This window comes from Flavobacterium sp. ACAM 123, from assembly GCF_000264055.1.
Classification (GTDB): Bacteria; Bacteroidota; Bacteroidia; order Flavobacteriales; family Flavobacteriaceae; genus Flavobacterium.
The window spans coordinates 1-16026 of record NZ_AJXL01000006.1 but is presented as its reverse complement, the minus strand read 5'-3'; the positions used below and the strand labels follow the sequence as shown (position 1 = coordinate 16026).

Genomic DNA, 16026 nt, shown 5'->3' with positions numbered 1-16026 from the left:
ATAATATAAAAACGAACATTTTGGAAACCATCCTTTCTATTAAAAATCTCAGCAAACGCTACGGAAGCGTTCAAGCTTTAAAAGATATTTCTTTCGAAATAAAAAAAGGCCACGTTTATGGTATTTTAGGGCCAAACGGAAGCGGAAAATCGACAACACTTGGAATTGTTTTAAATGTTGTGAATAAAACCTCAGGCGAATACAGCTGGTTTGACGGAAAAATAGAAACCCATGATGCGTTGAAAAAAGTGGGGGCAATTATCGAAAGACCCAATTTCTACCCTTATATGACGGCACAGGAAAACCTAAGGCTAGTTTGCAAAATCAAAGATATTAGTTATGCTAAAATTCTCGAAAAACTGCAACTTGTAGGTTTAGATGAAAGAAAAGACAGTAGATTTAGTACTTTTTCTTTAGGGATGAAACAACGTTTAGCAATTGCCTCTGCTCTACTAAATGATCCCGAAATATTAATTTTAGACGAACCCACTAATGGTTTAGACCCGCAGGGAATCCGTCAAATTAGGGATATCATAAAAAACATTGCCGCGCTGGGAACCACTATTTTGCTTGCCTCTCATTTATTAGATGAAGTCGAAAAAGTGTGCACCCATGTTTTAGTATTAAGTAAAGGAATCGTTTTATATTCCGGTAGTGTGCATGGAATGTCTTCTAATGAGGGTTTCTTTGAACTACAAGCGGAAGATTCTGAAGCCTTGATCCAAGTTTTAAAAACGCATCCTGCCATAGAGAGCATCAAGCACGAGGAAGGAAAGGTTTTTGTCTATCTAAAAAGTCCACTACAGGCCGCCGAATTAAATAAATTCCTTTGTGAGAAAAACATTAATCTAAGTCATTTGGTAAAACGCCAACACAGTTTGGAAGAGCAATTTTTAGAATTGACAAAAAATGCTAAACCAACACTTAAAAACTAAAAAAATGAAAAGATTATTATCGATTGAATTGCAAAAAATATGGATGAACAAAGCAAGTCGGGTTTTGACGTTGACCTATTTCATTTTACTTTCTTTTATAGCGATGACTGCATCCATAAAGTTTGACATTGGTTTTTTTAAAATTCATCTTGCTGAAATGGGTATATTCAACTTCCCTTTCATTTGGCACTTCAACACTTATATTGCTGCCATTCTAAAATTATTTTTAGCTATTGTTATCGTATCCATGATGGCAAATGAGTACAGTTACGGTACTTTAAAACAAAACCTGATTGACGGTTTGAGTAAAAAGGAGTTCATTTTGTCTAAATTTCTGACCGTACTCCTCTTTTCTTTTTGCTCTACTGTTTTTGTGTTCGTCATGAGTTTAATATTGGGGTTTGTCTTTTCTTCTTATACAGAGTTATCTATAGTCTTTTCTGAAATGGGTTATTTAGTGGCGTTCTTTGTCAAATTAGTTGGCTTTTTCTCCTTTTGTTTATTTTTGGGCATACTGGTGAAGCGATCTGCATTTGCCCTTGGGTTTCTGTTGGTTTGGAACATTATAGAGGGAATTGCCAAAGGTATTTTGAATTTCAAAATTTTCCCAGATAATAAAACCGCTGATTATATAACTCAATTTTTTCCGCTAGAGTCAATGTCAAATTTGATAGTTGAGCCATTTTCCAGATTATCAGTTATAAAAACTATCGGTACTCAAATTGGAGTAGACAGTATTAAAGACTACAGTATTCATTTTTCATCACTATTAATTGTGTTATCATGGTCAATTATATTCCTATTATTATCTTATAAATTATTGAAAAACAGAGATTTATAGTATCTTTACTAGTCTATGGAATTTATAAAAACAACAACCCTTTGTATTTTTCTCTGCTGTATCCCCATGATGGGAAGTGCGCAATCAATAACGGTAAACGATGCCTATACCGCACAAGGTCTTGTAAATATACTGACAAACAACAGCACTTGCGCCACTACTTCTAACTTTGATGTTAGAGGAGATAATTTTACTGCTGGACAAAATAGTTATGGCTATTTTAATAATCAAGGAGGTAATTTTCCATTTACAGCAGGTATTGTTTTAAGCACTTGGAGTAGTACTAATTCGATTGGACCGTTCATTAGAAATCGAGGAGGTGGAGATACGAGATGGGGAGGTGATACTGATTTAGATCAAGCATTAGGGATCACCTCCATAAATGCCACGGTTTTAGAATTTGATTTCATGCCTTTGACCAATTTCATCAGTTTTAATTACATATTTGCCTCGAATGAATATCAAGATGAATTCCCTTGCCTGTATTCTGATGGATTTGCATTTTTAATAAAAGAAAAAAGAAGTACGGACAATTACAAGAATTTAGCAGTAATCCCACTGACTTCAACTCCTGTTTCCTCCACAAACATACATCCAGCGATCAGTTTCACGGATAGCTTCGGAACGACGAAGTCCTGCCCTGCAATAAACGAATCATATTTTGGTCAATTAAACACCTCTCTAACGAATTCAAGTCCGATTAATTATGCGGGGCAAACTCAAGTATTAACTGCACAAACAAATGTTACCGCGGGAGCTATATACCATATTAAATTAGTAATCGCAGATGACAATAGCGATGGCGGGCTTACCTATTATGATTCTGCTATTTTCCTCGAAGCGGGTAGTTTCAAATCTAAAATAGATTTAGGTATGGATCGGCTACTGGCCACCAATAACAGCATCTGTTTTGGAGAGAGTTATATCATAAATACAAACCTACCTACATCAAATACTTACAGATGGTATAGAGACAACTCTACTACTCCTATCTCTGATGAGTCTCAAGCCTCTTATACCGCTACCGGTCCCGGGATTTACAAAGTAGAATTAGTCGCCACTAATTGTATCACTTCGGGCGAAATAAAAATTGAATACACTCCTCAAACAGTATTGAATAATACAATTTTAGTCCAATGCGATGATAATGGAGACGAAATCTCAACTTTTGACTTGACAAAAGCGGATGCGATTATAAAAAATAATGATTCCTCTTTACCTGCCATTTTTTATTACGAAAGTTTATCCGCAGCGATAGGGAGCATAAATCCGATTCCAAATCCTACAACCTATGTAAACAAATCTCAAAACCAAATCCTCTTTGGCAAAATTACAAATAGCTATGGTTGCGTGAATTATGCCGAATTAACGCTACAAGTCTCTAACACAACTATTGCTCTGCAAAATCCCTTTACGACCTGTGACACAGATGCGCGTCAAGACGGATTGTTTCTTTTTGACCTAAACTCACAAGTAACACCCCAGATTTTGAGTGGATTGCCGGTAGGATTAGTTGTCGAATATTATTTAAATTCAAATGATGCTGTTTCACAAAACAATGTGCTCCCAAATGCATTCAAAAATACGACTCCCAATCAGCAAACTATTTTTGCGAGAATCATAAATGGCCCCGATTGTTATGCCATTACCCCTATTACACTAATTATAGATAAGTTTAGCCCTCCAAACTTCCAAGATTCAAACTCAAGTTTATGCAACGGAAATACGATAAAGATATCAGTCGCTACGGGATTCGTCAGCTACTTATGGAATACCGGTGAAACAACAAATTCAATAACGGTAACTTCACCTGGTGATTATTCCGTTACAGTTCGCAATTCAAACGGATGTGCAGCAACTAAAAACTTTTATATAACTGCTTCGGGAATTGCAACCATAAACGGAACTACAATAAATGATTTCGCAGGAAATGAAAATTCAGTGTTAATAGAATATACAGGGCCAGGAGATTACGAATTTTCAATTGATGGTTCCTATTTTCAGGATAATCCTCAATTTGAAGGAGTAGCCGCAGGAACCTATATCGCCTATGCCAGAGATAAAAATGGTTGTGGTATATCAACTCCTTTTGTCTTCTATGTATTGGATTATCCTAGATACTTTACCCCTAACGGAGATGGTTATAATGATAATTGGAATATTGAAAACTTAGATCTATTACCAAAATCCACGATAACCATATTTAATCGCTATGGAAAGTTACTGAAAGAAATAAGTCCTACAAGTGTGGGATGGAACGGCACATTTAATGGACGTCTATTAGCTGCTGATGATTATTGGTTTAATTTAACATTTGAAGATGGAAAAATCATAAAAGGCCATTTTTCTTTAAAAAGATAATACTTATTTCCCTATTTTTAGCTCATGAAAAAAACTTTACTTATTTTCTTTACTTGTTTATCAATGAGCTGTTTTGCCCAGTTTAGTAAAACACATTATATTCCGCCGTTGTCTAGTTCCACTAATTTTTCAGCCCAACCTCAAAATCAGTATTTATACATTTCAACACCTAGTGAAACTCCCGTTAATGTCAAAATTAACACTATCGGAGACGGAACTATCGAGCTTATAGTATCAAAAGATATTCCTGTTGAATATAACATAGGATTTGGTACAAATTCACAGTTGCATGTCGACCCCAGTTTACTAAACACTCCATTGACAAACAAAGGTTTTATTATCGAAGCCGACAACTTAATTTATGTTGCTGCGAGAGTTCTAGCCGGAAGTTATAATCAAGCAGGCTCACTAGTTTCCAAAGGTATTTCAGCTCTTGGAAGTGAATTTAGAGTAGGAGCCTTTGTCAATACTGCAACAACTAATAATGGCTCATTCAGATATACTTTTTTATCAGTTTTAGCAACCGAAGACGGCACTGTAGTAGATTTCAGTGATATTAAAACAGGAGTAACTCTGGTTGGAAATACTGCAGTTGGAAATACTCCACCAAGTGTAGTATTAAATAGAGGTCAAAGTTATGTGTTAGCAACTGAAGATAATAGTATCGCAAATAAGGATGGATTGATTGGTGCCTTAGTTAAATCCAACAAGCCCGTTGTAGTGAATTGTGGCTCATATGGGGGCACAAACGGTAATAATAATAACAATTTAGATTTAGGATTTGACCAAATCGTCTCTGCAAAAAATATCGGAAACGAGTATATTTTTGTTCGTGGATTTGGTTTAGATATTACAGAACGCCCTTTAATTGTGGTTCACGAAAATAATACTGACATCTATTTAAATGGAAGCACTACTCCGTATAACGCAACACCACTTAACGCTGGTCAATATATTACATTTGATGGTACCAATTATTCTGCATATGGTAGTTTATACGTGAGAACGACAAAGAACGTATTTGCATATCAAAGCGTAGGCGGAGTAGGTACTAGTGGCTTGCAAAGCCAAGCCAATCAGGAAATGTTTTTTGTTCCACCGTTAAATTGCTCAACTCCCAATATTGTAGACAATATTCCCTATATAGATAGGATTGGTCCAATACTATTCAATAACAGAAGTGGCTTAAATATTGTTACTGAAAGAGGGGCAACAATGGAAATTTCTATAAATGGAGTTAGACAACCTGTAGGTGTAGCACCTCAGGATATATTGGGGAAACCAGACTTTGTAACCTACACAAGAACCGGTTTAACAGGTGATATTGGTGTTTTCTCTTCAAAGCAGGTTTATGTTTCATTTTTTGGATCAAGTGGAGCCGCAACGTACGGCGGATATTATTCTGGTTTTGATCTAAAACCAGAAATTACATTTAATAGCGTATTATCAACAGATACAGGATGTATACCCAATATTGAATTGAGTATCACCTCAGACCCTTTAAACAATAGATTTCAATGGGTTCATAACGGTCAGGATATTCCAGGAGCAATATCAAACACTTATACACCGAGTCTTTCAGAAAAAGGACCTGGATATTATCAAGTTAAAAAAACCATCATAAGTTGTGGAACTACAACTCCATCCGATGAAATACCAGTGAGTGACTGCCCAATTAATACTGACGCAGATGGAGTTAGTAACAACATTGATATTGATAACGATAATGATGGTATCACAAATTGCACTGAGTCTTATGGAGACAAAGCAATAGCAGTTTCAAGCTCAACAGGTATAGTTGCTATTGGCAATTACAGTAATTCATACATTAGTTCAACAATTCCTTTAGGGACAGGAATAAATACTTTTTCAGGAAATGCGGATGATAGTTTTACCACCAACTTAGCCGCAGGAAAAACAAATGCAATAATCTACAAATTGGACTTCAACAGTCCTATTAGTCTTGGATTAAAATACAATGCTCTAGGTAGCGCAACTATCTCATCATTATCTAATGAAGAGTTTGTAATTAAATCCGATATTGATAAAACGCTAATTGTTTTAAACCCCTCAAATCAATTATTAATAGATACTAATTATGATGGGATTTATGAAAGTGGTGTAACAGAGTATTCTTCTTTTGATATTCGCTTTAGATTAAATGGTACGGTGTTATTGCCATCTTCTGGACCGCCTCCCGCTGTAGATTTTAAATTTCAAACCTACCTTTCAAAATCGATTAGTTTTACCCATAAAAACTTATCTGACTCAGATATAAACAGTGTAAGTTTTAGCTTTTATGCCGTTTGCGTTCCAAGAGATTCTGATGGCGATGGCATCACAGATGATCTAGATTTAGATACTGATAATGATGGAATCCCAGATAGTATTGAAGCCCAGGGATTGAATACTTTTATACCCTATTCGACAGTAGATGCAAATAAAGACGGACTAAGTGATGCTTTTGGAACGGGATTAAATCCAGTGGACAGTGATAGCGACACAATAAAAGATTATCTAGATTTAGACAGTGATAATGATGGAATATACGATTTAGTTGAATCTGGTTCTAATGCTGCCGATACTAATTTAGACGGAATTATTGACGGTGCTAATTTTGGAGCTAACGGTCTGGCAAATAGTGTAGAAACTACGCCCGAAAGTGGCATCCTTAACTATGACATTAGAGATACAGATAGCGATGGGATTAAAAATTATCTTGAACTTGATAGCGATAATGATTTGTGTAACGATGTGATTGAAGCTGGCTTTTTAGACCCGAATAACGATGGGATACTTGGAAATATTGCGCCGCCAACTGTAAATACAAATGGAAAAGTAACTAGCGGAATTGGTGGTTACACAGTTCCAAGTAGTAATTACATTACTGCTGCACCCATAGTAATTACAAATCAGCCAAGTGTTTCTCCCACTTGTGAATTACAAAATGCAACAATTATAGTTGCAGATAATGGTGGAAACACCTATCAATGGGAACTTTCAACGAACGGAAGTACGTGGACTCCCATAACTAATAATGCAACCTACTCACAAGAGACTACTAATACATTATTAATAACAAGTGTGAAAAATGCCATGAATGGATATAAATATCGTGTTCAGTTAAATAAAGTTGGCAATTCTTGCGGATTACTTTCAAATGAAACTACATTAACAGTTTACCCTTTACCTGTGGTTAATCCGGTTACGATTGTTCAATGTGATGATGATTCTGATGGTTTTTCTAATTTCAATCTTACAGTGAAAAACAATACGATTTCATCTGACCCAACAGCGCAGTTCAGCTACTATATCTCGTTTTCTGGCGCAGAAAATTCAGAGCCAAATAAATTAATTAATAACCCGCTATCATTTAAAAACACCACTGCAGGAAGTATGTCCGTTTGGGCAAGAACAGAAAATTCAAACGGTTGTTTTAGTGTATCACACGTCAATTTAGTAGTGTCTACAACACAAATTCCGCCTTCCTATAACATGACTTTTGAGATTTGTGACGATTTAGGCACAGCAAATGATGATACTGATGGTATAACTACTTTTGATTTTAGTAGCGTAACAACAGATATTCTCCGCATATTACCAGATCCTAACACAGCGTACTCAATAAAATATTATAAAAATGAGCAAGATGCTTTATCCGAAAATGATGAAATCTTAAATACTACAAACTACAGAAATGATGGGTATCGCGACGAACAACAAATCTGGGTGCGTGTGGAAAGTACTGCCGATAATGCCTGTTACGGTTTAAGTCCACGAATCCTATTAAAAGTAAATCCAAAACCCAATATTGATACAAATGAGGATCAACAGGATGACGAATTAGTCTGTGCTAATCTTCCCTCATTTTTTGTACGTCTCGATTCTGGAATTCAAGATGGTAGTCCTGAAAGTGATTACACCTATCAATGGACAAAAGACAATATGAGTTTAACAAGTGAAACGATGTCCTTTTTAGAGGTAAATGCAGTGGGAACCTACAGCGTAAAAGTAAATAGTGCCTTTGGCTGTAGCAGAACACGAACGATTAAAGTGGCCGCTTCTGATGTGGCCGCTATTCAAAGCATTGACATCATTGATTTAGCAGATACAAATACCGTTACAGTAAATGTCACCGGACAAGGTAAATACGAATATAGTTTCGACGAGCCGAATGGTCCTTTCCAATTGTCAAATTTCTTTGATAATGTAACCGCTGGAATTCATGAAGTATACATCAACGACAGTAATGGATGCGGAACAGTTAGTAAAACAATAGCCATACTAGGTGCACCTAAGTTTTTTACTCCTAATGGCGATGGATACAATGATTACTGGAATTTGAAAGGAGCAAATAAAGACTTTAATTCTAAATCTATCATTTTTATCTTTGACCGTTACGGTAAACTTCTTAGCAAAATAAATCCGTCTGATAGAGGTTGGGATGGCACTTTCAATGGTCTTACACTTCCTTCAGATGATTATTGGTTTACAATAAAACTGAAAGATGATAGGGAAATAAAAGGTCATTTTAGTCTAAAAAGATAAGTAAAATCGTATATTTAACATTGAATAGTGATTTATTATTAATTCAATGTTACTTAGAATTTACTACATTTGAGTTACTATGAAAATGAGATCCCTATTTATTCTGCTTTTCTCTGTTCTAATCGCTCCAATGTATGCTCAAAAAGAAGCCGCAATATGGTATTTTGGAGATGGCGCTGGTTTGGATTTTAACTCGGGAAATCCAGTAACTTTAACGAACGGAAAACTAGTCACAAAGGAAGGTTGCGCAAGCATTTCAGACAAAAATGGAAATTTACTTTTTTATACAGACGGCTCAACGGTATACGATAAAAGTCATCAAATTATGCCCAATGGTTTTGGGCTACTTGGACATCGATCCAGCACACAATCAGCTATAATAGTTCCAAAGCCCAGAAACCCCTATATTTATTATATTTTCACAGTAGACCAGCCTCTTCCAGTATATCCTAGTGGTATTACTTCTAGCGATGATCCTCCTCCAAATCATGGTTTAAATTATTCAGAAGTTGACATGAGGCTAAACAACGGTCTTGGCGACATTGTTCCTACTAAAAAAAACATTCATCTAATCACCTACAACCCGAATGACAGCGAAGAGGTTAAATATAAATGTTCTGAAAAAATAACTGCCGTTCAGCATGAAGACGGCGTTTCCTTTTGGGTCCTTACCCACTTTATAAATAATTTCTATTCCTTTAAAATAAGTACGCAAGGAGTCAATAGCAACGCTGTCAAAACGAATACTCCACTTAACATACCCCTTGGTGGGTATCAACCAGACCCCAATACACTAGCATATGTAACTGCTACCTTTAACGCGATAGGTTATCTAAAAGCCTCCCCTAACGGTAAAAAAATTGCTATCGCAAATACTGCATCAAGACGAACAAATGAAAAAAATCCAAAAACTAATTTACCCGTTTATAATTCAGGGAATATTCTACTCTATGATTTTAATCCTGCAACAGGAACGCTCACTAATGGAATCACAGTCTTAGATAATGCCAACCCTTACGGTGTTGAATTTTCTTCGAAAACAAAAAAGCTATATGTAACGACAAATAAATATAAAGCAGATGGTACTACCCCCGATGGAAGTTCATTGCTTCAATATGACTTACGTAGTACCAATATTCCTGCCTCCAAAATCTTAATTGATAATTCATTTTATAATGCCGGAGCCTTACAGCTTGCTATCGATGAAAAAATATACCGTGCAGGTTATCTTTATCCCGCCGAAGGCTCCAATAAATTATCGGTTATAAACAATCCTGAAGAAGACGGTGCGACCAGCAACTATAGACAAAATGCAATAGATTTATATGGCACTTCCTATTTAGGATTACCTCCTTTTATAACTTCACTTTTTCTCTACTCCTTTGCTTATGAATTTAATTGTCTAGGAGACTCAACTCATTTTTTCATCAATACGGTGGAAACAGTAGATTCGGTTCTTTGGAATTTTGGTGACGGTACAACATCAAGTAATAAAGATGCTTCCCATGTCTATGCTAACACTGGCCAATACACCGTTACATTAACAAAAACAGTAAACGGAGACACTAGAGATCCAATAGAAAAAAAATTACAATATATGAAGCCCCGGTTATTTCTGAAGTCCCATATAAGCTGATACAATGTGATACACAAGATGCAGACCCAACGGATGGGTTATCTACCTTTAATCTGGAATTAGCTAATACCCCTCTTAGTCTTGGCAACACTGAATATGAGGCCTTCTTCTACCATAGCATAACTGAAGCTGAAAACGATCTAAACAATACAGAATCTATTGCAACACTATATCAAAACAGTGTTCCAGACGAAGTTATTTACGCTAAAGTCACACAACCAAATTCATCCTGTTATAAAATCGGAACCGTAATTTTACATGCCAATGAGAACATTTTGTTACTCCCTGAATCCATGCATAAATGCGACTTAGGTAATGGAATCGCGCTTTTTCCTTTGGATTTAAAAAAAGAATCGATAAAAACCGAATTGAATCTACCCCCAGATGTGCGCTTGTATTTTTATTCTAGCGTACGAGATGCTTCGCTTGGACTAAATGAATTGGAAGAACAATACAGTTCCGTTTCCAGAACCCTATACATTAGAGCTGAAAATGACGAAGGTTGTTACGGAACCGGTCAATTTGATATTATTGTAGAACCGACTCCAAAAATAAATACTTATGAAGAAAGGGTTTTATGTGAAGGTACACACCCAACTATAGTTCTGGACTCCGGTATCAAAGCTCCTGCAATAACTAGCGACTACACCTACTTATGGTCAACAGGGGAAAACACAGCCTCCATATCAGTATCAAAAGAAGGAGAGTATACTGTAGTAGTGAAAAATAATGTTGGATGTACAACTACAAGAACCTGTAAAGTATCTATGTCTTACCTTGCAAAAATAAAAGACATAGAGGTTCATGATCTAGTACCTACAAATTACATTATAGTTAATTTAGAGAATCCTGACAATTATAAATATATGATTCGTTTTCAAAATGGTACCGCAACACCATTTCAAAATTCAATACTATTTGAAAATGTACCTGGCGGCTTTCACGAATTAATAGTAGAAAACTTAAATGGTTGTGGTCAAGTAATTAAAAGCTTTTCAATATTAGAAGCTCCTAACTTTTTTACTCCTAACAACGATGGCTATAACGACTATTGGAACTTAAAAGGAATAAATACTGCCTTTTATAAGAATGTAGAAATATACATTTTTGACCGTTACGGAAAATTCCTCAAACAATTGAGCCCTACAAGTCCTGGATGGGATGGAAATTATAACAAAACTAGACTACCGGCTGATGACTATTGGTTTGCAATAAAGCTAGAAGATGGCAGAGAAGCAAAGGGCCATTTTAGCTTGAAAAGATAAGCACTACCGATTATGTATTCAATATAGTTCGATAAAAATCGGATCCTTTTTATACTATATCGGCATTGCATTCTAAATTTTAGAACTGATAAATAACTATGATTGGCATAAGCTCATGCCTGGGTGAACTCGTGACTTATGTAAATAGCAGACATAAAAAAAGCCATTCTTTCGAATGGCTTTTTTCTATATACTAATAAAATTAGATTTTAAATCTTTTTCTATCTGTTTCAGTCAAATGTATTTTTCTTAAACGAATAGACTTAGGTGTTACCTCTACATACTCATCTTTTTGAATGTATTCTAAAGCTTCTTCTAATGAGAAAATAATTGGAGGTATAATTCTCGCTTTTTCATCATTTCCAGAAGAACGAACGTTAGACTGTTTCTTAGCCTTAGTTACGTTTACACTCATATCATCACTACGTGAGTTCTCTCCAATTACTTGACCTTCATAAATTTCATCATTAGGATTGACGAAAAATTTACCGCGATCTTGTAATTTGTCGATAGAATAAGGAATCGCTTTTCCGTTTTCCATAGAAATCAATGAACCATTGTTTCTTCCCGGAATCGCTCCTTTAAAAGGTTCGTATCCTATGAAACGGTGTGACATAATAGCTTCACCTGCGGTAGCAGTCAACAATTGATTACGCAATCCAATAATTCCACGTGATGGAATATTGAATTTTATAACCATACGTTCTCCTTTACCTTCCATGCTCAACATTTCCCCTTTACGGATCGTAACAAACTCTACCGCTCTTCCAGAAAGATTCTCTGGCAAATCGATAGTTAGTTCTTCAATTGGCTCACATTTTTTACCATCAATTTCTTTGATGATAACCTGTGGTTGACCAATTTGTAATTCATACCCCTCTCTTCTCATTGTTTCGATAAGAACAGACAAGTGAAGTACTCCACGACCAAAAACCATAAATTTATCAGCAGAATCAGTTTCACCCATTTTCATGGCTAAATTTTTCTCTAATTCTTTTGTCAATCTATCTCTAATATGACGAGAAGTCACGAACTTTCCCTCTTTACCAAAGAAAGGAGAATCATTTATTGTAAACAACATGCTCATCGTAGGTTCATCAATTGCAATTGATTTCAAAGCTTCTGGATTTTCATAATCAGCGATTGTATCACCAATTTCAAAACCTTCCACGCCCACAATCGCACAAATATCCCCAGCAGTTACTTCTTGTACTTTTTTACGACCGAGGCCTTCAAAAGTGTGAAGTTCCTTAATCCTAGATTTAGTAGTTGTACCGTCTCTTTTTACTAATGAGATTGGCATACCTTCTTTCAAAACACCTCTTTCAAGACGACCAATAGCGATACGACCCGTAAACGCTGAAAAGTCTAATGACGTGATCAACATTTGTGGAGTACCTTCTGATACTTTAGGAGCAGGTACATTAGCAAGGACCATATCTAACAATGCTTCAACATTATCAGTTACGTTTTCCCAATGGTCAGACATCCAGTTATTCTTAGCTGAACCGTAAACAGTTGGAAAATCTAACTGCCACTCTTCTGCACCTAACTCAAACATTAAGTCAAAAACTTTTTCATGAACTTCTTCAGGAGTACAGTTTTCTTTATCCACTTTATTTATTACGACGCATGGCTTCAAGCCAAGGTCTAGCGCTTTTTGCAAAACAAAACGTGTTTGTGGCATAGGTCCTTCAAAAGCATCTACCAGTAGACATACTCCATCAGCCATGTTCAATACTCGTTCTACCTCACCACCGAAATCGGCGTGACCAGGAGTATCAATAATGTTGATTTTAGTTCCTTTGTATACTACCGAAACATTTTTAGAAGTAATGGTAATACCTCTTTCACGCTCTAAGTCGTTGTTATCAAGGATAAGATCACCTGCGTTTTCGTTGTCACGAAATAACTGACAGTGATACATAATTTTATCAACCAAAGTTGTTTTACCGTGATCGACGTGGGCAATAATTGCAATGTTTCTAATAGATTCCATCTGTGATTTTTAATGGGTGCAAAGGTACACTTTATTTTGACATAAAAAATGTTTCTACAAGAGTTTACATGTTGTTAACGTTTTTTATCTTAAAATTAAGCCAAAAAATAAGTGTATCCGGATATTTTATTATTCACTATAATTAATTACATTTGATTAATGAAAAGCAAAACCAACCAGTTAACTCTCATTTACATAATCATAGCCGTATTCCTGGCTATCGTATTCCATAAGCTTTCCATAAAGTTCTATTATTTAGCTGACTACCCTTTTTATAATTTCTCTAAGGACCTTGTTTTAGTATTCTTCACTGGCATCTCTTTCCGGTATATTCTATCCACTAACGACAATAGAAACGAAGTTATTTTTGAAAAACTCAAGAAAACAAACGACGAAATTAAAGAATCAAATGAAAAATATGATATTGTTGCTAAGGCTACCAGCGACACGATCTGGGACTGGGAAATACAAGAAGACAAACTCTTCTGGAGCAAAGGGATCAAAAGCATTTTCGGATACGAAGAACATCAGGTTGGAGACAGTTCAAAATGGTGGTTTGACAAGATACATCCGGAAGACAGCATCAAAATGTCCATAAAATTATATTCTTTTATAGAACAAAAAACCGAAAATTGGCAAGATGAATACCGCTTTAAATGCGCTGACAACTCCTATAAATATGTACTTGACAAAGGATTCCTCCTAAAAGATGAAAACGGGAAAGCCATTAGAATGATTGGAGCGATCCAAGATATAACAAAGCAAAAGGAAGAAGAATTGCGACTTAAGTTATTAGAAACCGTAATTATAGAAACTAAAGATTCAATAATCATCACAGAATCCAATTTTAACGATCGTAAATTACCTAAAATAGTTTACGTCAATCCCGCTTTTTCAGCAATGACAGGATACTCTTCTTTTGAAATTATAGGGAAGTCTCCAGATCTATTAAGGGGCGTTAAATCTGACAAGACTAATAATAAAAAAAATAATATCTGCTTTAACAAATAGAGAAGAAAGTGTAATAGAAATGATTGCTTACACAAAAGAGCAAGAAGAATTTTGGCTTCGATTTTCAATGATCCCTATTTACAATTTAGAAAATCAGCTATCTCACTGGGTCTCCATACAAAAAGACGTTTCTGAAGAGAAAAGGCAAGAAAAAGAGAAAGAGCATCTGATACGAGAATTAACACAAAATAATAAGGACTTAAAGCAATTTTCATATATCACCTCTCACAATCTTAGAGCTCCTTTATCAAATTTAACCGGCTTGTTGAGCTTAATCGAAGATATCCCCGTTGAAAACTCAGAATTAAAAGAAATTTTACAAGGCTTTAATAAATCTACACATCTTTTAAACGAAACTATTAATGATTTAACGAAGGTTATGATTATAAAAGACAACCCTTCTATTCAAAAAGAGGCGGTTGTGTTGAACGAAGTATTTGAAAATATTTTTAGCCAACTTACATTTCAAATTAGCGTCCACCGACCCATAGTGCAGATTGATTTTGAGCGAGCCCCTATACTACGAATCAACAAATCCTACATAGAGAGCATCTTATTGAATCTTCTAACAAATTCTTTAAAATATAAATGCGAAAATAAAATACTTAAAATAGTTGTATCTACGCAGCAGACAGAGAATTATACCACGCTAATTTTTCAGGACAATGGAATCGGAATTGATTTAGAAAGAAATCGAGACAAAGTTTTTGGCCTTTATCAAAGGTTTCACAACTATCCTGACAGCAAAGGACTAGGACTGTATCTTGTGAAATCTCAAGTTGAAGCTACAGGAGGAACAATAAGTATCGAAAGCGAAGTCGATAAAGGAACTACTTTCACTTTAACATTTAAAAACAAATAACACACAATGCTAAACCTTATTTTATGTGTTGATGACGATCCTATAACGCTAATGCTCTGTAAAAAAGTAATTTGCAAAACTACATTTTCGAATGAAATTGTCACTGCACAAAACGGAGAAGAAGCTCTTAATTACTTTAACTCAATCAAAATAGAAAACCGCAACTCCAATTCTAAAAGACAACCGGAGTTGATTTTTTTGGATCTAAACATGCCCGTAATGGGTGGATGGGAATTCTTAGATTGTTTTAGCGCTGCCGATTATTCTGATTTTAACACTACCACGAAAGTCGTAATACTTTCGTCGACAATTGATCCCGAGGATCTAGAAAAAGCGAAGACATATCCTATGGTTATTGATTTTTTATCAAAACCCATTACACTGTCTATGCTAGATTATTTATCAAATAAAGCGTATCACCACGAGTAGGACAACATAAATACATTCGTAGACTTCGCAGAAGCAAACCGCTTGTGCCCTTAAAAGAACTTAGTATCAATACGATTTTGAGAGAAAAATTCTTAATCTTAATCTTAAAAAAAAACATAAAAAAAGCTCCTTAAAAAGG

The 16026-nt window shown here is 35.5% G+C and carries 10 protein-coding genes; 9 read left to right on the top strand and 1 reads right to left on the bottom strand.

Going from position 1 to position 16026, the window contains the following annotated elements; translation table 11 throughout:
- The first annotated feature begins 20 nt into the window (after nt 1–20).
- The 6 genes from A3SG_RS0101815 to A3SG_RS0101790 all read left to right on the top strand — a co-directional run bounded on the left by A3SG_RS0101815 (nt 21) and on the right by A3SG_RS0101790 (nt 11586).
- On the top strand, nt 21–935 hold the full coding sequence (locus A3SG_RS0101815) for an ABC transporter ATP-binding protein (protein ID WP_016988298.1): 915 nt from the start codon (nt 21–23) through the stop codon (nt 933–935).
- A 4-nt stretch (nt 936–939) separates the two neighbouring features.
- Complete coding sequence (locus A3SG_RS0101810; RefSeq protein ID WP_029596556.1) at nt 940–1776, top strand: ABC transporter permease; 837 nt, start codon at nt 940–942, stop codon at nt 1774–1776.
- Between the two features lie 15 nt (nt 1777–1791).
- Complete coding sequence (locus tag A3SG_RS0101805) at nt 1792–4137, top strand: T9SS C-terminal target domain-containing protein (protein ID WP_029596555.1); 2346 nt, start codon at nt 1792–1794, stop codon at nt 4135–4137.
- A gap of 63 nt (nt 4138–4200) precedes the next feature.
- Nucleotides 4201–8685, top strand: a complete 4485-nt coding sequence (locus A3SG_RS0101800; protein WP_232226246.1) for a T9SS type B sorting domain-containing protein — start codon at nt 4201–4203, stop codon at nt 8683–8685.
- Between the two features lie 85 nt (nt 8686–8770).
- Nucleotides 8771–10321, top strand: a complete 1551-nt coding sequence (locus A3SG_RS18840; RefSeq protein ID WP_198008489.1) for a PKD domain-containing protein — start codon at nt 8771–8773, stop codon at nt 10319–10321.
- A 293-nt stretch (nt 10322–10614) separates the two neighbouring features.
- Complete coding sequence (locus tag A3SG_RS0101790; protein WP_016988293.1) at nt 10615–11586, top strand: T9SS type B sorting domain-containing protein; 972 nt, start codon at nt 10615–10617, stop codon at nt 11584–11586.
- 202 nt (nt 11587–11788) lie between these two features.
- Here A3SG_RS0101790 and typA read toward each other — a convergent pair whose 3' ends face one another.
- The gene (gene typA / locus A3SG_RS0101785; protein WP_016988292.1) at nt 11789–13585 is read right to left on the bottom strand and encodes a translational GTPase TypA; all 1797 of its coding nucleotides are present in this window, start codon (nt 13583–13585) and stop codon (nt 11789–11791) included.
- A 159-nt stretch (nt 13586–13744) separates the two neighbouring features.
- On the opposite strand from typA, the gene A3SG_RS22130 reads away from it, so the two are divergent.
- The 3 genes from A3SG_RS22130 to A3SG_RS0101775 are packed head-to-tail and all read left to right on the top strand — an operon-like array spanning nt 13745 to nt 15887.
- Complete coding sequence (locus tag A3SG_RS22130; protein ID WP_232226244.1) at nt 13745–14596, top strand: PAS domain-containing protein; 852 nt, start codon at nt 13745–13747, stop codon at nt 14594–14596.
- Nucleotides 14597–14615: 19 nt separating this feature from the next.
- On the top strand, nt 14616–15458 hold the full coding sequence (locus tag A3SG_RS22125) for a sensor histidine kinase (protein ID WP_232226241.1): 843 nt from the start codon (nt 14616–14618) through the stop codon (nt 15456–15458).
- 6 nt (nt 15459–15464) lie between these two features.
- Nucleotides 15465–15887: a response regulator gene (locus A3SG_RS0101775; RefSeq protein ID WP_035663216.1), complete on the top strand. Its 423-nt coding sequence runs from the start codon at nt 15465–15467 to the stop codon at nt 15885–15887.
- The last annotated feature ends 139 nt before the right edge of the window (nt 15888–16026 follow it).